12 protein-coding genes are annotated in these 18,201 nt (G+C 70.4%); 9 read left to right on the top strand and 3 right to left on the bottom strand.

Translation table 11 applies throughout. The annotated features are described in order from the left end of the window. Positions 1–316: 316 nt before the first annotated feature. Together AB0I81_RS41865 and AB0I81_RS41860 are read left to right on the top strand one after the other, a co-directional pair. A complete protein-coding gene (locus AB0I81_RS41865) occupies positions 317–1,261 on the top strand; it encodes a hypothetical protein (protein WP_360669461.1) in 945 nt (314 codons plus the stop codon). Continuing rightward, complete coding sequence (locus AB0I81_RS41860) at positions 1,261–1,857, top strand: hypothetical protein (RefSeq protein WP_360669458.1); 597 nt, start codon at positions 1,261–1,263, stop codon at positions 1,855–1,857. Before AB0I81_RS41865 ends, AB0I81_RS41860 begins: the two co-directional genes overlap by 1 nt. Before the next feature lie 360 nt (positions 1,858–2,217). Here AB0I81_RS41860 and AB0I81_RS41855 read toward each other — a convergent pair whose 3' ends face one another. Then, complete coding sequence (locus tag AB0I81_RS41855) at positions 2,218–4,020, bottom strand: bis-aminopropyl spermidine synthase family protein (protein ID WP_360669455.1); 1,803 nt, start codon at positions 4,018–4,020, stop codon at positions 2,218–2,220. A 257-nt stretch (positions 4,021–4,277) separates the two neighbouring features. On the opposite strand from AB0I81_RS41855, the gene gltB reads away from it, so the two are divergent. Beyond that, positions 4,278–8,783, top strand: a complete 4,506-nt coding sequence (gene gltB / locus AB0I81_RS41850) for a glutamate synthase large subunit (protein WP_360669452.1) — start codon at positions 4,278–4,280, stop codon at positions 8,781–8,783. 74 nt (positions 8,784–8,857) lie between these two features. Continuing rightward, positions 8,858–10,336, top strand: coding sequence for a glutamate synthase subunit beta (locus AB0I81_RS41845; protein WP_360669449.1), 1,479 nt, complete (start codon positions 8,858–8,860; stop codon positions 10,334–10,336). A 178-nt stretch (positions 10,337–10,514) separates the two neighbouring features. On the opposite strand, the gene AB0I81_RS41840 is transcribed toward AB0I81_RS41845, so the two are convergent. Then, positions 10,515–11,456 carry an AraC family transcriptional regulator gene (locus tag AB0I81_RS41840; protein ID WP_360669446.1) on the bottom strand — a complete coding sequence of 314 codons (942 nt, stop codon included), beginning with the start codon at positions 11,454–11,456 and terminating at the stop codon, positions 10,515–10,517. A gap of 82 nt (positions 11,457–11,538) precedes the next feature. On the opposite strand from AB0I81_RS41840, the gene AB0I81_RS41835 reads away from it, so the two are divergent. Further along, positions 11,539–12,354: an NmrA family transcriptional regulator gene (locus AB0I81_RS41835; protein WP_360669443.1), complete on the top strand. Its 816-nt coding sequence runs from the start codon at positions 11,539–11,541 to the stop codon at positions 12,352–12,354. A 3-nt stretch (positions 12,355–12,357) separates the two neighbouring features. Here AB0I81_RS41835 and AB0I81_RS41830 read toward each other — a convergent pair whose 3' ends face one another. After that, a complete protein-coding gene (locus tag AB0I81_RS41830) occupies positions 12,358–13,194 on the bottom strand; it encodes a helix-turn-helix transcriptional regulator (RefSeq protein WP_360669440.1) in 837 nt (278 codons plus the stop codon). A gap of 109 nt (positions 13,195–13,303) precedes the next feature. Between AB0I81_RS41830 and AB0I81_RS41825 the strand changes: the two genes are divergently transcribed. The 4 genes from AB0I81_RS41825 to pyk all read left to right on the top strand — a co-directional run bounded on the left by AB0I81_RS41825 (position 13,304) and on the right by pyk (position 18,011). After that, on the top strand, positions 13,304–14,374 hold the full coding sequence (locus AB0I81_RS41825) for an aldo/keto reductase (protein ID WP_360669437.1): 1,071 nt from the start codon (positions 13,304–13,306) through the stop codon (positions 14,372–14,374). Between the two features lie 138 nt (positions 14,375–14,512). Next, complete coding sequence (locus tag AB0I81_RS41820; protein WP_360669434.1) at positions 14,513–16,198, top strand: S8 family serine peptidase; 1,686 nt, start codon at positions 14,513–14,515, stop codon at positions 16,196–16,198. Further along, positions 16,195–16,545, top strand: coding sequence for a DUF2784 domain-containing protein (locus AB0I81_RS41815; protein WP_360669431.1), 351 nt, complete (start codon positions 16,195–16,197; stop codon positions 16,543–16,545). Before AB0I81_RS41820 ends, AB0I81_RS41815 begins: the two co-directional genes overlap by 4 nt. Positions 16,546–16,580: 35 nt before the next feature. After that, positions 16,581–18,011: a pyruvate kinase gene (gene pyk / locus AB0I81_RS41810; RefSeq protein ID WP_360669428.1), complete on the top strand. Its 1,431-nt coding sequence runs from the start codon at positions 16,581–16,583 to the stop codon at positions 18,009–18,011. Positions 18,012–18,201: the final 190 nt, after the last annotated feature.

Below are 18,201 nucleotides of genomic sequence, written 5' to 3'. Positions count from 1 at the left end.
CAGCGGCTGGCCCGCAGCGGGTGCGGATAGTGGGCGACGGCCGGCTGCCGGTACGGACAGCAGCGGCTGGCCTGCGGCGGGTGCAGATGGCGGGCGGCGGTCGGTTGGAGGCACAGACAGCAGTGGCTGGCCTGCGGCGGGCGCGGACGGCGGACGGTCAGCCCGTGGCACGGACAGCACCGGGTGGCCTGCGGCAGGGGTGTCGGCGGGTGCGGACGGTGGCGGTTCGTCCGCGTCCGGCGCGGAAGGTGGCCGGCGGGCTGGGCGGAGGTCCCGGGGGCGGGGTGCGCAGGCTGAGGGTGATGGCGCGCCGGGGGTGAGCGAGGCCGACAATGGCACGTGGCTGCCCAGGGACCTCCGGAACGTACGGGCGTGGAAGAACGATGGCGGCGCGCGGTCGGCGGACGGTGTCGCGGGCGGCGCCGAGGCCGGCGAAACCGAGCGGCTGGTGGCAGCCGCGGCCACGAGCAAGCGGCGGCGTACCCCTCGCTCGGACTGGCAACTCCCGCTGCTCAGCGACTGGGGTTTCCGCCCGGAACAGCAGCGGCTGTTCGTCATCATCGCCACGGTCGCCGGCGTGCTCGCGGGCGGCATCGGCCTGGTGATGGTCATGACCTCCATGGGCACCTACACCCCCGAACAGCAGTCGGGCGCCGCGGTGGTCGGCGCCGACACGGCCGTGCCGAGGGTGTTCCACGGCTGGAACTCGCCCAAGCTGTTCGACCCTCTGTCGGAAAGGACCAAGGACGCGAAGGCGCTGACCGAGAAGGAGGTGTTCGACCAGAGCGAGCTGGCGGTGACCAAGAAGCTCAAGCTCAAGCTCGTCGCCAAGCAACTCGACGCCGACTGCTCGGCGGCGCTGTGGGGTGCGAACCTCCTCGAACAGGTGTCGGACGCCGGATGCACCCAGGCCGCCCGCGGCCTGTACACCAGCTCGGACGGCCGTTACATCGGCCAGTACACGCTACTCAACCTCAAAGACGGCCAGTCGGCCGCCGGGCTGGTCGAGACATTGAAGACTCTTTACCGCGGCGGCTGGGCGCGTCCCCTGACCTCCTCCAAGGCCGCATTCCCCGCGGGCGGCCACTCCGAGGCGGGCGGCTACGCGCTCGGGCACTATGTCGGTTTGGTGTGGGTCGGCCGACTGGACGGCGCGGAACCCACCGCGAAGGACGACTTCGTCTCACTCACGCTGGCACTGCGCGGAGCGGAGAAGGCCGTCTACCGGCGGGTCGTCACGATCACGGGGCCCGCGTCCTGATGTCCCGCCGTCTCGTCATCTTCGGCGCGCTCACGGTCGCGGCGGCCGTCGCCGTGGCCGGCTGGTTGTGGCTGACCCGGGAACTGCCCCGCCCCGCCACCTTCCACGCCGAGCCCACCTCCGCCTTCTACGCGGCCGTCGACACCCGCCAGAACGACGCCTCCCCGCTGACCGCCAAAGAGGTCTTCACCCCGGCCACCCAGACGCTGGGCACGATGCGCCTGTCCGCGACACGCGAGTTCACCGACTGCGACGAGGTCCTCTGGGGCGCCACGGCCGCGGGGTGCACGCAGGCGCTGCAGGCCACGTACCAGGGCGGGGCGATGGCGGGCCAGTTCGTCATCTTCAACCTGGGCGACGGGCGCGCGGCCGACGCGCTGGTGGCGGCACTGCGCAAGGACGGTTTCGTACGGCAGGACATCCCCTTCGAGGCCACCGGCAGCCGCGCCCAGGCCCGCGCCATGGGACATTACGTGACGGTGAGCTGGGCCGGCGGCTCCTCAGCCCCCGCAGCCGCCCAGGACCTGCTCACCGCCCTCATCGCCCTGGACGGCCTCGGCCGCGTAGTCCAAAACCGCATCGTCGCCGCCACCTAACCCAACCGCGCCTTGAGCCGCGATGGGCACGGTTTCGGCCGGGAAGTAAGAAGCCGCCGAAAACCCCGGCCGGACCGCGCCAGGACCCGGCGCCATCGGGTCCAGCCGGCGTGCGGCCAGCAGACCGGGGCGAGCACCGGACGGCGCGAGGGCCGGTGTGCCGGATGAGTGCGACGTCAGGGGGGCACAGTGGGTGCCGGGCGCTGTGCGGTGAAGGGTTTGAGTAAGGGCTGGGCGGCGTGCGGCGAGCTGTCGGGTGGGGGCTGGGCGGCGTGTGGTGAGTTGTCGGGTCAGGGTTGAGTGATGTGGTGGTAGGGGGCGGTGGTTGAGGCAGTCGTGGGTGGGTGAGCGTGGGGCTGGTCACACGGTTGTGGTGGAGGTCAGGGAGGTGACCGTTGAGGCGACGGCGGTCGCGAGGGTGGATAGGCGGTGGAGGGGGGCCTCCAGCGGGGTCAGGTCGTCCGACCAGTCGGCCGCCTCGCGGATCAGGGTGCGGGCCTCGTTCTTGGTGAGGGTTGAGCCCTGGGCGCGTGCCACCGCGATGAGTCCCTCGCGCCACGTGTTGGCCAGCTTGGCGTGGCCGTTGTCCAGGATCCTGCGCAGGACCGATTCGGCCTCACCGTCGGGCTGCGGCAGGCGTACGGCATCGAGTACGCCCTCGCCGGAGCTGAAGGAGTAGACGGGCGACAGAGCCTCGGGCGGGCGCGGCGGGCCGGTCGGGCAGACGACGCGGACGTGGGTGGCGCGGGTGGCCAGGAGGAGGCGCGGGACGGCGGCCTCCAGGCCGGGTGGGACGGCCACGGCCACGCGGTCGGGGGTGGCGGCGTAGGGCTTGGCGAGCCAGGTGGAGAGCTTGACCCGGGGCTGGGCGAGGTCCTTGGGCCAGTCGCCCACCAGGAGTTCGGCCTCGAAGCCCACCAGCGCCCCTGAGAGGCCCCCTCCCAGCCCCGAGGGCTGCTCCGGCCCGTTCGGCCCAGAGGAGGTGTCCGCGGCGCTTCCGCCCCCCTGCGGGCTCCGTGCGGTGCTTTTGGCCGCCTGAGAGCCCTGGACGGTGCTTTCGGCCGTCTGAGAACCCTGTGCGGCACTTCCGCCAGTATGAGAACTCTTTGCGGCACTTCCGCCAGCCTGCGGGCCACGTGTGGTGCTTTCGGCCGCCTGGGAACCCCGTGTGGTGCTTTCGGTTGTCTGGGGAGCCCGGGTGGCGCTTTCGACTGCCTGGGGGCCCTGGGTGTAGATGGCGGTGGTTTGGCGGCTCAGGCGGGATTGTACGGCCGGGCGGGTCTTGGTGGTGGGGCGCAGGATGTACAGGTCGGCGGCGGAGCCGATTGCTTCCGCTCCGAAATAGCGGTTGAAGTCGGGATAGATGGCTTCGTAGGTCAGGTTGAGGTCGGTGAGTTCCTGTTGCACCTTCAGGGCCAGCATCGGCATGCGCTCGCCCGCCCCGTAAGCCAGCAGCACCCGCCCCTCGTCCTTGAGCCCCTCCACGGCACGAGCCACGAACAGACCGACCCCCTCCGGCGTGTACGGCGGGTCGGTGAGCGCCAGATCGTGGTCCCTGGCCGAGGCGGGCAGGCCGAGGCGCAGGTCGGCCCAGCGGGTACGGACGCCGAGCCGCTGGCCGTCGATGTGGGCCAGGATGCGCTCGTCCACGTCGACCACTGTGACATCGGTCTCGGGATGGACGAGCTTGACCGCCAGCGAGGTCAGGTCGTGGTCGCCCACGCACAGCAGGCGCGCCCCGGGCAGCCAGAAACGAGCCCCGAGCAGCAGCGCCCGCCGAAGCACGGTCTCCGGCGTGGCCGAGACGTGGTCGAGCACGTGGCGGGAGCGCGGAGCCTCGGCGATGAGCGTGGTGAGGCGGTCGAGCACGTGGGCGTAGTGGGGCAGCAGATGGGCCACCGGGTCCTCGGGAGGCGGGGCCAGCGCGAGCAGGTCCTGGTAGGCGGGGGTGTCGGCGGGCGGGACCCGGAACCGGTCGGCCTCGCGCTCCAGGACGACCTCGCGCAGCAGGGCCTCGATGCCGCGCCTGGACGTGGCGCTGCGCCTGACGAGTCCGGCCAGCGTCCACCACTGGCCGTCGCACAGCAGGGTCAGGGCGTGCCGCAGCCGCCTGCTGTCCGCCCCCGCCTCGCTGAGCAGCCGCTCCACACCCTCGCGCTCCATGGGGGAACCCTATCGGCCCGCGGCGCTTCGCTACCCGTGACGCATATTCGCGGTCAGAATCGGGAATTTCGGCGCCCACGACCAGGGTTTGGGATAGGGAGTTCGGATGCCGAGATGGGGTCGAATGTTCGCAATCCGGATGCGGCGGGCACCATTCCGGCAGGGTGAGGTAATCTCTACCCACGATATGCAGCAGGGCCAACGTCGTCCCCGCCTGTAAGCAGTTTCAGACAGACGAAGACGACGGGAGGGATTCAATGCCTGCTGCCCACCTCGGGTTCCCCGAGCCCCAGGGCCTGTACCACCCCGCCAACGAGCATGATGCCTGCGGTGTCGCCATGGTCGCCGACGTTGCCGGGCGCCGTGGTCACGGCATCGTGGTCAAGGCGCTGACGGCGCTGTGCAATCTTGATCATCGGGGGGCCAAGGGTAGCGAGCCGGACACCGGCGACGGAGCCGGGATCCTGACGCAGATCCCTGACGCGTTCTACCGGGCGAGCGTGCCGTTCACGCTGCCCGCGGCCGGTGCGTACGCCACCGGCATCGCCTTCCTGCCCTTCGACGGGGAGGCCAGGGCCGTGGCCGTGCGTCTCATCGAGGAGATCGCGGCCGAGGAGGGCCTGTCCGTGCTCGGCTGGCGCGAGGTGCCGGTCGACCGCGAGTTGCCGGGGCCGAGCGCCCGGGCCGTCATGCCGCACTTCGCGCAGCTGTTCGTGTCCGACCCCGAAGGGCGTACGGGCCTGGAGCTGGACCGCCTCGCCTTCTGCCTGCGCAAGCGCGCCGAGCACGAGGCCGACGTCTACTTCCCCTCGTTGTCGGCCCGTACGGTCGTCTACAAGGGCATGCTCACGCCCGACCAGGTCGAGCCGTTCTTCCCCGACCTGAGCGACGAGCGTTACGACAGCGCGATCGCGCTGGTGCACTCGCGCTTCTCCACCAACACCTTCCCGAGCTGGCCGCTGGCCCACCCCTACCGTTACATCGCGCACAACGGCGAGATCAACACGGTCAAGGGCAACCGCAACTGGATGCGGGCTCGCGAGGCGATGCTGGAGTCCGCCCAGATTCCTGGCGATATTTCGCGACTTTTCCCCATCTGTGACCCGGATGGCAGCGACACCGCCAGCTTCGACGAGGCCCTGGAACTGCTGCACATCGGCGGCCGGAGCCTGCCGCACGCCGTCCTGATGATGATCCCCGAGGCGTGGGAGAACCACACCGAGATGGACCCGGCCCGCCGGGCCTTCTACGAGTTCCACTCCACGATGATGGAGGCCTGGGACGGCCCCGCCTCGATCACCTTCACCGACGGCACCCTGGCCGGCGCCGTGCTCGACCGCAACGGCCTGCGCCCCGGACGCTTCTGGGTGACCGCCGACGGCCTGGTCGTGCTGGCCTCCGAGGCCGGCGTGCTGGACATCAAGCCCGAGGACGTGGTCCGCAAGGGCCGCCTGCAGCCGGGCCGCATGTTCCTCATCGACACCGCCCGCGGCAAGATCATCGAAGACGACGAGATCAAGGCCGAGCTCGCCGCCGAACTCCCGTACGGCGAATGGCTGCACGCCGGCCTCGTCCGCTTCGAGGAGCTGCCCGCGCGCCAGCGCGAGATCCCCACGCACGAGGCGCTGGTCAGGAGGCAGCAGACCTTCGGCTACACCGAGGAAGAGCTGCGCATCCTGCTGTCGCCGATGGCCAGGACCGGCATCGAGCCGATCGGTTCCATGGGCACCGACACGCCCGTCGCCGTGCTGAGCGAGAAGCCCCGGCTCCTGTTCGACTACTTCTCGCAGCTGTTCGCGCAGGTCACGAACCCGCCGCTGGACGCCATCCGCGAGGAGCTGGTCACCTCGCTGGCCAGCACCATCGGCCCGGAGAGCAACCTGCTGGACCCGGGGCCGAGCTCCTGCCGCCAGCTCGTGCTGCCGTACCCGGTGATCGACAACGACGAGCTCGCGAAGATCATCCACATCAACGACGAGCACGATCTGCCGGGCTTCCACCCGCACGTCATCAGCGGCCTGTACGAGGTCGCCGGCGGCGGCGAGGCGCTGCTGCGGCGCCTTGAGGAGATCAGGGCCGAGGCGTCCAGGGTGATCGCCGACGGCGCGCGCATCATCGTGCTGTCCGACCGCGGCTCCTCCGACACGCTCGCGCCGATCCCGTCGCTGCTGCTGACCGGCGCGGTGCACCACCACCTGATCCAGGAGAAGACCCGCACCAAGATCGGCCTGGTCATCGAGACCGCCGAGGCCCGCGAGTGCCACCACATGGCGCTGCTGATCGGCTACGGCGCGGGCGCGATCAACCCGTACCTGGCGATCGAGACCATCGAGGACCTGGTCGACACCGGCGCGCTGGCGCTGGACAAGCGCAAGGCCGTACGCAACCTGATCAAGGCGTACGGCAAGGGCGTCATCAAGGTCATGTCCAAGATGGGCGTCTCCACGGTGGCCTCCTACACCGGCGCGCAGATCTTCGAGGCGCTCGGCCTGAGCCAGGAGGTCATCGACTCCTGCTTCACCGGCACCACCTCCCGGCTGGGCGGCGTCGGCTTCGACGTACTGGCCGAAGAGGTCGCGCAGCGTCACCGGCACGCCTACCCGCGCGTGGAGAACGCCCACCGCAGGCTCCAGGTCGGCGGCGAGTACCAGTGGCGGCGCGAGGGCGAGCCGCACCTGTTCAACCCCGAGACCGTCTTCAAGCTGCAGCACGCCACCAGGACCCGCCGCTACGAGATCTTCAAGGAGTACACGGACCTCGTGGACTCCCAGTCGGAGCGGCTGATGACCCTGCGCGGCCTGTTCAAGCTGCGTGCGGGCAACCCGATCCCGATCGACGAGGTCGAGCCCGTCGAGAGCATCGTCAAGCGCTTCTCCACCGGCGCGATGTCGTACGGCTCCATCTCGATGGAGGCGCACGAGACGCTCGCCATCGCGATGAACCAGCTCGGCGGCAAGTCCAACACCGGCGAGGGCGGCGAGGACCCCGAGCGCCTGTACGACCCGGCCCGCCGCTCGGCGATCAAGCAGGTGGCCTCCGGCCGGTTCGGCGTGACCTCCGAGTACCTGGTCAACGCCGACGACCTGCAGATCAAGATGGCGCAGGGCGCCAAGCCCGGCGAGGGCGGCCAGCTGCCGGGACACAAGGTCTACCCGTGGATCGCCAAGACCAGGCACTCCACGCCCGGCGTCGGCCTCATCTCGCCGCCGCCGCACCACGACATCTACTCCATCGAGGACCTCGCCCAGCTCATCCACGACCTGAAGAACTCCAACCCGGTCGCCAGGGTCCACGTGAAGCTGGTCGCCGAGGTCGGGGTCGGCACGGTCGCGGCGGGCGTGTCCAAGGCGCACGCCGACGTGGTGCTCATCTCCGGGCACGACGGCGGCACCGGCGCCTCGCCGCTCACGTCGCTCAAGCACGCGGGCGCCCCGTGGGAGCTCGGCCTGGCCGAGACCCAGCAGACGCTGCTGCTCAACGACCTGCGCGACCGCATCGTCGTCCAGGTGGACGGCCAGCTCAAGACCGGCCGCGACGTCGTCATCGCCGCGCTGCTGGGCGCTGAGGAGTACGGCTTCGCCACCGCTCCGCTGGTCGTCTCCGGCTGCGTGATGATGCGGGTCTGCCACCTCGACACCTGCCCGGTGGGTGTGGCCACGCAGAACCCCGAGCTGCGCAAGCGCTTCACCGGCAAGCCCGAGTTCGTGGTCAACTACTTCGAGTTCATCGCGCAGGAGATCCGCGAGTACCTGGCCGAGCTGGGCTTCCGCTCGCTCGACGAGGCCATCGGGCACGCCGAGATGCTCGACATGACCGCGGCCGAGGAGCACTGGAAGGCCAGCGGCCTGGACCTGTCGCCGATCCTGCACCAGCCCGAGCTGCCCGCGGGCACCGCGCTGCGCCGGGTCATCGAGCAGGACCACGGGCTGCGGCACGCGCTGGACAACACGCTCATCCAGCTCGCCGAGGGCGCCATCGAGGACGGCACCCCGGTCACGCTGGAGCTGCCCATCCGCAACGTGAACCGCACGGTCGGCACCATGCTCGGCTACCAGGTCACCAAGCGGCACGGCGGCAAGGGCCTGCCCGACAACACGATCGACATCTCCTTCACCGGCTCGGCGGGCAACTCCTTCGGCGCGTTCGTGCCGCGCGGGGTCACGCTGCGGCTGACCGGCGACGCCAACGACTACCTCGGCAAGGGCCTGTCCGGCGGGCGGGTCACCGTCCGGCCGCACGAGCAGGCCCCGCTCGACGGGCACATCATCGCCGGCAACGTCGCCCTGTACGGGGCCACGTCCGGCGAGGTGTTCGTCCGCGGCGTCGTGGGCGAGCGGTTCTGCGTGCGCAACTCCGGCGCCACGGCGGTCGTCGAGGGCGTGGGCGACCACGGCTGCGAGTACATGACCGGCGGCAGGGCCGTCGTACTCGGCCAGACCGGGCGCAACTTCGCGGCCGGCATGTCGGGCGGCGTGGCGTACCTGCTGGACCTGCGGCCCGAGCGGGTCAACCGCGAGATGGTCGCCATCGAGGCGCTCACCGAGCAGGACGCCGAGTTCCTCAAGGAGACCGTGGAGAAGCACTTCGCGGAGACCGGCTCGCCGGTCGCCAAGGAGCTGCTGGCCGACTGGGAAGCGGCGCTCGGCAGGTTCGGCAAGATCATGCCGACCGACTACAAGAGGGTGCTGGAGGCCGCCGAGGCCGCCCGCATCGAAGGCAGGGACATCGACGAGGCCGTCATGGCCGCCGCGGTGAAGTCATGAACCGCCGTAATGAGACGGGCCATGGTGGCCCCGTGCTGTCGACAACGGTAAAGGGATAAGGGAGGCGTAACCGAATGGCTGACCCGAAGGGTTTTCTCACGCACGACCGGGAGCTGCCGGCGCGCCGCCCCGTGGACGTCCGCATCAGCGACTGGCGCGAGGTCTACCAGGACTTCTCCCAGGAGAAGCTGACCAAGCAGGCGGCCCGCTGCATGGACTGCGGCATCCCGTTCTGCCACAACGGCTGCCCGCTGGGCAACCTCATCCCCGAGTGGAACGACCTCGTCTTCCGTACCGACTGGCGCGAGGCGATCGAGCGGCTGCACGCCACCAACAACTTCCCGGAGTTCACCGGCAGGCTCTGCCCGGCTCCGTGTGAGGCGGCGTGCGTGCTCGGCATCAACTCCGACCCGGTGGCGATCAAGCGGGTCGAGGTCGAGATCATCGACCGGGCCTTCGCCGAGGGCTGGGTGACCCCGCAGCCGCCGGCCGTCAAGACCGGCAAGCGGGTCGCGGTCGTCGGCTCGGGCCCCGCCGGGCTCGCCGCCGCCCAGCAGCTCACCCGCGCCGGGCACGACGTGGTCGTGTTCGAGCGGGCCGACCGCATCGGCGGGCTGCTGCGTTACGGCATCCCCGAGTTCAAGATGGAGAAGCGGCACATCGAGCGCCGCCTGGAGCAGATGCGCGCCGAGGGCACCGAGTTCCGCACGAGCGTGAACGTCGGCGTCGACATCACCGCCGCCGAACTGCGCGAGCAGTTCGACGCCGTGGTGTTGTCCGGCGGCGCCACCCAGTGGCGCGACCTGCCGGTGGCCGGGCGCGAGCTCAAGGGCGTCTACCAGGCGATGGAGTACCTGCCGCTGTCCAACAAGGTCCAGGAGGGCGACTACGACACGCCGCCCGTCTCGGCCGAGGGCAAGCACGTGGTGGTGATCGGCGGCGGCGACACCGGTGCCGACTGCATCGGCACCGCGATCAGGCAGGGCGCCAAGTCGGTCACCCAGCTTGAGATCATGCCGCAGCCGCCCAGGAACCGCCCCGGCAACCAGCCGTGGCCGACGTTCCCGATGTTGTTCAAGATGGAGAGCGCGCACGAGGAGCTCGCCGACGGCGGGGGAGAGCGAGTCTACGCGGTCTCCACCACCGAGTTCACCGGCGACGCGGACGGCAACGTGCGCGCCCTGCGGCTGGTCGAGGTCAGCGGGCCGCAGAGCGGCTTCAAGCCGATCCCCGGCACCGAGCGGGAGATCCCGGCCGAGCTGGTCACGCTCTCGATGGGCTTCACCGGGCCGGAGAAGGGCGCGCTGCTGCAGGACCTGGCCGGGGTGGCCGGGGACGGCTTCTACGACGCCAGGGGGAACGTGGCGCGCGACAAGACGTACATGTCCAAGGTGGACGGCGTGTTCGTGGCGGGCGACATGGGGCGCGGGCAGTCGCTGATCGTGTGGGCCATCGCCGAGGGCCGCGCCGCCGCCTCCGGCGTCGACCGCTTCCTCACCGGCGACACGGCCCTTCCCTATCCCATCCTGCCCACTGCTCGTCCACTGGTCTGACGTCGAACGGCCCGGTCCTTTGCGGCCGGGCCGTTGTTCTTGACAAACATCCATCCTTTACGGCACAGCCAACGTCACCGCCACCCGCCGCACACGGCTGAGGGCCTCCAGGAAAACGCCCGCTGATCCCGCACAGGGCCGGCCGCCGTTACGTGCGCGTTCTTGGCCGGCTGGGTGGTTACGAGTCCCGGTACCGTTGCGGGCTCATCCCGCGGGCTCGCTTGAAAGCGGCGCTGAGCGCGAACCCGCTGCCGTAACCGACCTGGCGGGCGACGGCGTCGATCGTGGCGTCCGACGTCGCCAGGAGGTCGGCGGCGACGTCGATGCGCCGGCCGGTGAGGTAAGCCATCGGCGTCGTGCCGACGAGGCGGGCGAAGCGGCGGGTGAGTGTCGCCCGGGACACTCCGGCACGGCGGGCGAGCGTGTCCACCGTCCAGGGGTGGCCCGGGTCGCCGTGGATGAGTCGCAGGGCGGGTCCGACGACGGGATCGCCGCCGGCCCGCCACCAGGCGGGCGGATCGGCGTCGGGCCTGGTGCGCCATTCGCGGAGAGTGCCGATCAGCAGGAGGTCCAGCAGCCGTTCGAGCACGAGCTCCTGGCCGGGTTCGTCTCTTCCGGTCTCCTTGGCCAGCAGGGACACCAGTGCGGGTTCGGTGCGGGCGGCCGAGGGGATGACCAGCAGCGGTGGCAGGGCGCGGAGCAGGTGGGTGGCGATCTCGCCCGGTCCCGCGTACTTGCCGATCAGCAGCACCGACGAGTCGTCGCGGGCCCGTTCGTCGTTGATCCAGGTGTGCGCGCCCAGGTCCGCGACGTCGGGCAGGTCCGCTCCGGCCGTCGTGGTCCGCCGGGGGCCGGGCCGGACGACCACCTGGACCGGGGTGCGGGGATCGTCGGCGAAGGTGAAGGCGTCGGGGCCGCGCATCATCGCGACGTCGCCCGCGTCCAGGCGTACGGCGTCGCCGGTGCCGGGCACGACCCAGGGCGTGCCGTGCAGGACGGCCACGAGGTTGAGCGGCACCCTGTCCCGCACCTGCACCGACCATGGCGGGTTCAGTACGGTTCGCAGCACGAACGTGTCTCTTGCCCCGGCTCCTTCGAGCAGGATCGAGAAGGGGTCCACCGGCACAGGATAAGTCGCACGATTATGTGCCTGCGTGTTTCGGCCATGGGCCCGGACCACGCGTTCTGGTGAACTGGGGTGCATGACGACGACGTTGGTCCTCGCGGGGACGGGCAAGACAGGGCGCCGGGTCGTGTCCGGGCTCCGCGCGCGTGACATACCGGTACGGGTCGGCTCACGGAGCGCCGAGCCGCCCTTCGACTGGCAGGACGACTCCACGTGGGAGCCCGCGCTGCGGGGCGTGGACTCCGCTTATGTGGCCTTCTACCCGGATGCGGCGTTTCCCGGCGCGGCCGCGGTCGTGGGTTCCTTCGCGGAACTCGCGGTGGCCCGCGGCGTCCGGCGTCTCGTCCTGCTCGCCGACCGTGGTGCCGCCGAGGCCGAGCGGTGCGAGCAGGCGGTGCGGGACTCGGGTGCGGAGTGGACCGTCGTGCGGGCGGGGTTCATCACGCAGAACTTCAGCGAGGCGTTCCTCGTCGAACTGGTCCGTGCCGGGGTGGTCGCGCTTCCGGTCGGCGATGTCGCGGAGCCGTTCACCGACGCGGAGGACATCGCGCAGGTCGCCGTCGCGGCGCTGACCGAGGACGGGCATGCCGGACGGATCCACGAGGTGACCGGGCCACAGCTGCTCACCTTCGCCGAGGCCGTCGGTGAGATAGCGAGGGCGACCGGCAGGGACATTCGATATCTGCCGGTCACACCTGAGCGGTTCGTAGCGTCTCTGACGGAACGCGGTGTGCCGGCAGGGTACGCGAAGCAGCTGACCGGCCTCATGGTCGAGGTCTTCGACGGCGGCAGGGCCCGTACGACCGACACCGTCGAGCGTGTTCTCGGCCGGCCGGCCCGCGACTTCACGGAATATGCCCGTGAAACCGCCGCGACCGGCATCTGGGCCTGAAGGTCAGGCGCCCGCGATGGCGTCCAGGACGCGCTGGGAGTCGGGGTCGGCGGCGCGGTAGACGACCAGGCGCTGGCCGGGCGCGTGGAGCGGGGCCAGCGCCTCGTACTGGACGGTCAGCGGCCCCTCCGTGGCGTGCCGCAGCCGTTTCTGGCCCCGGGCGTGCACCCGCACGTCACGCATGGCCCACAGCCGGGCGAACTCCTCGCTGCCCGAGGTGAGTTCGGCGACCAGGTCCGACAGGCCCTTGTCGTCGGGGCGGGCCGCCCAGTGGGCCCGCAGGTCGGCGATGCACTCGCGGATCGTGCGCTCCCGATCGCAGAAGAAGTCGCGCAGGCCCGGGTGCAGGATGCACAACCACACGCTGTTGCGCTGATTCGGCGGCAGCGCGCCGAAGTCGAGCATCAGCCCGGCCATCTCCGGGTTCCACGCGAGGATGTCGAAGCGGTGGTTGACCACCATGCAGGGCAGCGGGGACAGGTCGAGGGCCAGCCTGGCCAGCGGCCCCGCCTCGTCATGGTCCGGCTTCTCGTGTCCCGGCCGGGCGGTCGGCCGCTGCCGGGCCAGGTCGAACAGGTAGAGCCGCTCGTCCTCGCTCAGCCGCAACGCCTCCGCCAGCGCCTCCAGGACCTCGGGCGAGGGCCGCAGCCCGCGCCCCTGCTCCAGCCGGATCACGTAGTCGACGCTGACGCCGGCCAGCTCGGCGACCTCTTCCCTGCGCAGGCCGGGCGTGCGGCGGTGGGCGCGGCGGGCCGGCAACTCGACGTCGCCGGGGCGCAGCTGCTCACGGCGGGTCCGCAGGAAGGCCGCGAGCTCGCGAGACTGGTCGACGGTGCTCATCACGTCAATTTTACGGCGAATGGGACCCGCCGGACCTCTGCCTGGTAAGGCCGGTCCCAGGAACAACCTTCCCTTACCCCCGGCTCGCGGCCGGAGCACGCTGGTCGGCATGACAACTCTTGACACCTACCGTCTGCTGGGCCGTTCCGGGCTGCGGGTCTCGCCGCTGTCGCTGGGCACGATGACGTTCGGCACCGACTGGGGCTGGGGTTCGGACAAGGACGAGTCCCGCCGCATCTTCGACACCTACGTGGAGCGCGGCGGCAACTTCATCGACACCGCCAGCCAGTACACCAACGGCACGGCCGAGACGCTGGTCGGCGAGTTCGCGGCGGGGCGGCGCGAACAACTCGTGCTGGCCACGAAGTACAGCATGGCCAGGCGCCAGGGCGACCCCAACTCCGGCGGCAACCACCGCAAGAGCATGGTCAACTCCGTGGAGTCCAGCCTGCGCCGCCTCGGCACCGACCACATCGACCTGCTCTACCTGCACGCCTGGGACTTCACCACCCCCGTGGAGGAGATCCTGCGCGGCCTGGACGATCTCGTACGGGCGGGCAAGGTGTTGTACGCCGGCATCTCCGACACGCCCGCCTGGCAGGTCTCCCGCATGCAGGCCATCGCCGACCTGCGCGGATGGTCGCCGCTGGTCGCCCTGCAGATCGAGTACAGCCTGATCGAGCGGACGGGGGAGCGCGACCTGATCCCCATGGCACGGGAGCTGGGCCTCGGCGTCATCCCCTGGTCGCCGCTCGGCAGCGGCGTGCTCACCGGCAAGTACACCCGCGCCGACCTGACCCACGAGGTCTCCGCCGACCCGACCGGCACCCGCAAGAACGTGGCGGCGGCCAACGGCGCGCTCACCGAGCGTTCGCTGGGCATCGCGGACGTGGTCAAGGGGGTGGCGCAGGAGCTGGGCACGACGCCGTCCCAGGTGGCGCTGGCCTGGACGCTGCTGGAGCCGGGCGTGACGGCGCCCATCGTCGGGGCCCGTACGCTCGCCCAGTTGCAGGACAACCTGGGGGCGCTCGACGTGCGCTTCACCGACGCCCAGCGCGCCACGCTCAGCGAGGCCAGCGAGGTGGACCTGGGGTTCCCGCACGAGTTCCTGCGGCGTCCGATGGCGCGCGGCGTGATCACGGGCGGCGTCACGGTCGAGCTGCCCTCACGTCACGCCTGACGCCCCACGCAACGAAGCGGACCTCTTTGCATAGGTCCGCTTCGTCATCAATAGACCGAAATTTCACTACTAAGTTGCATCACTGGATTACTGTCGGGAAGATTCAGGTTCTGCGGCAAGTCGGCGGATGGGGGAAGAATGCGGCGGGTCGCCTCTGGCTTGACGGCGCTGGCCGCCGCGGTCGCGCTCGGCGCCTGTACGTCCGTCGTGCCTGGTCAGGCCGCCCAGCCGGAGGCCGAATACCTCGTCTTCCACGACTACGGCAAGCAGGGCGAGGCGCAGGCCGCCGTAGAGCGCGCCGGCGGCGTCACCGTCTCCGCCGAGACGAAGCTCGGCTACCTCATGGCCGCCGGGTCGGGGGACGGCGGGTTCGAGGAGGCCGTGGGCCGGGACCGGGCCGTGGTCGGCGTCGCCCCGGACCGCCGCATCGGCTTCGCCACCGCCCGCCGAAGCACCGCCGCCGCCGCTCCGGAGACCGCCGCTTCTGGTTCGGACACCGCCGCGAGCTCGGGCCGTACCAGCGTATTTCCGGACGAGCAGTCCTTCACCAAGCGCAGAGGCGACCCGCTCACCGGCAGCCAGTGGGACATGCGGATGATCGGCGCCGACCGCGCGCACGCCAAGGCGCCCGGCACCAAGCAGGTCCTCGTCGGCGTCATCGACACCGGCGTGGACGGCAAGCACCCCGACATCGCCCCCAACTTCAACCGCGAACTCAGCCGTAACTTCGTCACCGACAGACCCAAGGACGAGTACGGCGAGACGCTGGACGGCGCCTGCGAGGCGGAAGGCTGCAAGGACCCGGCCGACGTGGACGACGACGGCCACGGCACCCACGTGGCCAGCACCATCGCCTCCCCGGTGAACGGCGTGGGCATCGCGGGAGTCGCCCCAGGCGTGCAGATCGTGAACCTGCGGGCCGGCCAGGACTCCGGCTTCTTCTTCCTCAAGCCCAGCCTGGACGCCCTCACCTACGCCGGCGACATCGGCGTGGACGTGGTCAACATGAGCTTCTTCATCGACCCCTGGCTGTACAACTGCAAGGACAACAAGTCCGACACCAAGAAGCAGCAACTCGAACAGCGCGCCGTGATCACCGGCATGCAGCGCGCCCTCGACTACGCCCGCGGCAAGGGCGTCACGCTCATCTCCGCCCTCGGCAACGGCTCGACCGACCTCGGCCGCCCCACGGTCGACAAGCAGAGCCCCGGCTACCCCAAGGGCGACGAGAAGGAGCGCAAGATCGACAACTCCTGCATCAACGTCCCCGCCGAGTCGGACGGCGTCATCTCCGTCTCCGGCCTCGGCCCCTCCGGCCGCAAGGCGCTCTACAGCGACTACGGCCAGGAGCAGACCGACGTGTCGGCGCCCGGCGGCGACGTGCTCGACGGGCAGGGCACCAAGGCCACCAGGTCGATCCTGGCCGCCGCACCCGAGCGCGTGCTGCGGGCCACGGGCCGCATCGACGCCTCCGGCAAGCCCAGGGGCGCCGACGTCATCAAGGACTGCACCGGCGGCACCTGCTCCTACTACCAGTACCTCGAAGGCACCTCCATGGCCTCGCCGCACGCCGCCGGCGTCGCCGCCATCCTCATCAGCCGTTTCGGCAAGCCCGGCAGAGCCGGGGTGGACCTGGCGCCCGCCACCGTGGAGGACCTGCTCTACAAGACCGCCGCCCAGAAGGCGTGCCCGGAACCCCGCAAGTACGTCTACAAGATCTTCGGCCAGAGCGAGACGCACGAGTGCCAGGGCGAGGCCGCCGACAACGGATTCTACGGCCACGGCATTGTGGACGCCTGGAAGGCGGCTACCGTCGTACCATGATGTATCGCCTCATCGCGGACGCAGCGATGGTGGTGCACTTCGCCTTTCTCCTCTACATGGCTGTGGGCGGCTTCCTCGCGTGGCGCTGGCGGCGTACTATCTGGGCGCACCTCGCCGTCGCCTCCTGGGGCGTGCTCTCGGTCGTGACCGGCGTGGAGTGCCCCCTCACCCTCGTCGAGGACTGGGGACGCCGCAACGCCGGACTGGCGGGCCTGCCCGCCAGCGGCTTCATCGACCACTACATCGAAGGCGTGATCTACCCGGAGGAGTACACGAACTTGGTGCGACTGGGGGTCGCAGTTCTCGTTCTGTTCTCCTACGCCGGGTACGTTCTGCGTCGTCAGTGACTGCCAAGTGGTCTGTACCAATTAAGGTAGGACTCGTGACTCGTCGCGCGAAAATCGTCTGCACCCTAGGTCCCGCCACATCCTCCAAGGAACGTCTCCGCGAGCTGATCGCCGCGGGCATGGACGTGGCGCGGTTCAACCTCAGCCATGGCAATCATGACCTGCACAGAGAGGTCTACGACCGGGTTCGGGAGGTGGCGGCCGACCTCGGCCGCGGTGTAGGCGTGCTCGCCGACCTGCAGGGCCCCAAGATCCGTGTTGGCACCTTCGAGGAAGGCCCGGTCAGGCTGGGCTTCGGCGACGTCTTCACCATCACCACCGAAGACGTGCCCGGAGACCGCGAGCAGGTCTCCACCACCTACAAGGGCCTGCCCAAGGACGTCCGCCCCGGTGACACCATCCTCGTCGACGACGGCCGCCTCGTGCTGGAGGCCACCCGCGTCGACGACGAGCGCATCATCACGCGGGTCGTCATCGGCGGCATGATCTCCGACAACAAGGGCCTCAACCTGCCGGGCGTCAACGTCAGCGCCCCCGCACTCACCGACAAGGACGAGGCCGACCTGCGCTGGGCGCTGCGCACCGGCTTCGACATGATCGCCCTGTCCTTCGTCCGCCGCCCGTCCGACGCCGACGTGGTGCGCAACATCATGGAGCAGGAGGCCGTACGCCTCCCGCTGCTCGCCAAGATCGAGAAGCCGCAGGCCGTGGACCGCCTCCCCGACATCGTCGAGGCCTTCGACGGCATCATGGTCGCCCGCGGCGACCTCGGCGTCGAACTGCCCCTGGAGCAGGTCCCTATCGTGCAGCGGCGCATCATCGAGCTGTGCCGCGAGAAGGCCCGCCCGGTCATCGTCGCCACCCAGATGCTCGACTCGATGATGAACGCCCCGCGCCCCACCCGCGCCGAGGCCTCCGACGTGGCCTACGCGGTCATGGACGGCGCCGACGCGGTCATGCTCTCGGGCGAGACCTCGGTCGGCAACTACCCCATCGAGGCCGTCTCCACGATGGACCGCATCGCCTGCGCCGCCGAGAAGTCCTCCCTGCAGGCCACCCACACGCTGGAGCGCATGCCGGAGACCACCGGCGGCGCCATCGCGCGGGCCGCGGCCGAGGTCGGGGCCATCGTGGGGGCCAAGGCGCTGGTCGCCTTCACGATGTCGGGCGAGACGGCGCGGCGGCTGGCCCGCTACCGCTCCCCGATCCCGCTGCTGGCCTTCACCTCCTCGCCGCACGTGCGCGGGCAGTTGTCGCTGACGTGGGGGGTGGAGACGTTCCACGTGCCGTTCGTGCACCACACCGATGACATGGTGCGGCAGGTGGAGGCGTCGCTGTTGTCCCTGGGACGCCTGGAGAAGGGCGACAAGGTGGTCATCGTGGCCGGCTCGCCCCCCGGCACCCCCGGCTCCACCAACGCCCTCCGCGTCCACACGATCGGATCCGCAGTCTCCCACGCCCACTAAACATTTTTTTTATCCTTTACGCTGCGACGTGGCCTGCCACCCGCCGCACTCCGGCTGAGGGCCCTCCAGGAAACGGCCTCTGAACCCTTCAGTGGCTGAGCGCCGTTACGGAGCGCACAGTGGGCCCTCGCCGTGGTTCAAGGTTGGCCGGTTACCCCTGGTCGCTGGGACGCCTGCGGTGGCCGCAAGG

Source organism: Nonomuraea sp. NPDC050404 (genome assembly GCF_040655495.1).
In the GTDB taxonomy this organism is placed as follows: domain Bacteria; phylum Actinomycetota; class Actinomycetes; order Streptosporangiales; family Streptosporangiaceae; genus Nonomuraea.
The sequence above is the reverse complement of the archived record's forward strand: the minus strand, read 5'-3'. Positions and strand labels throughout refer to the sequence as shown.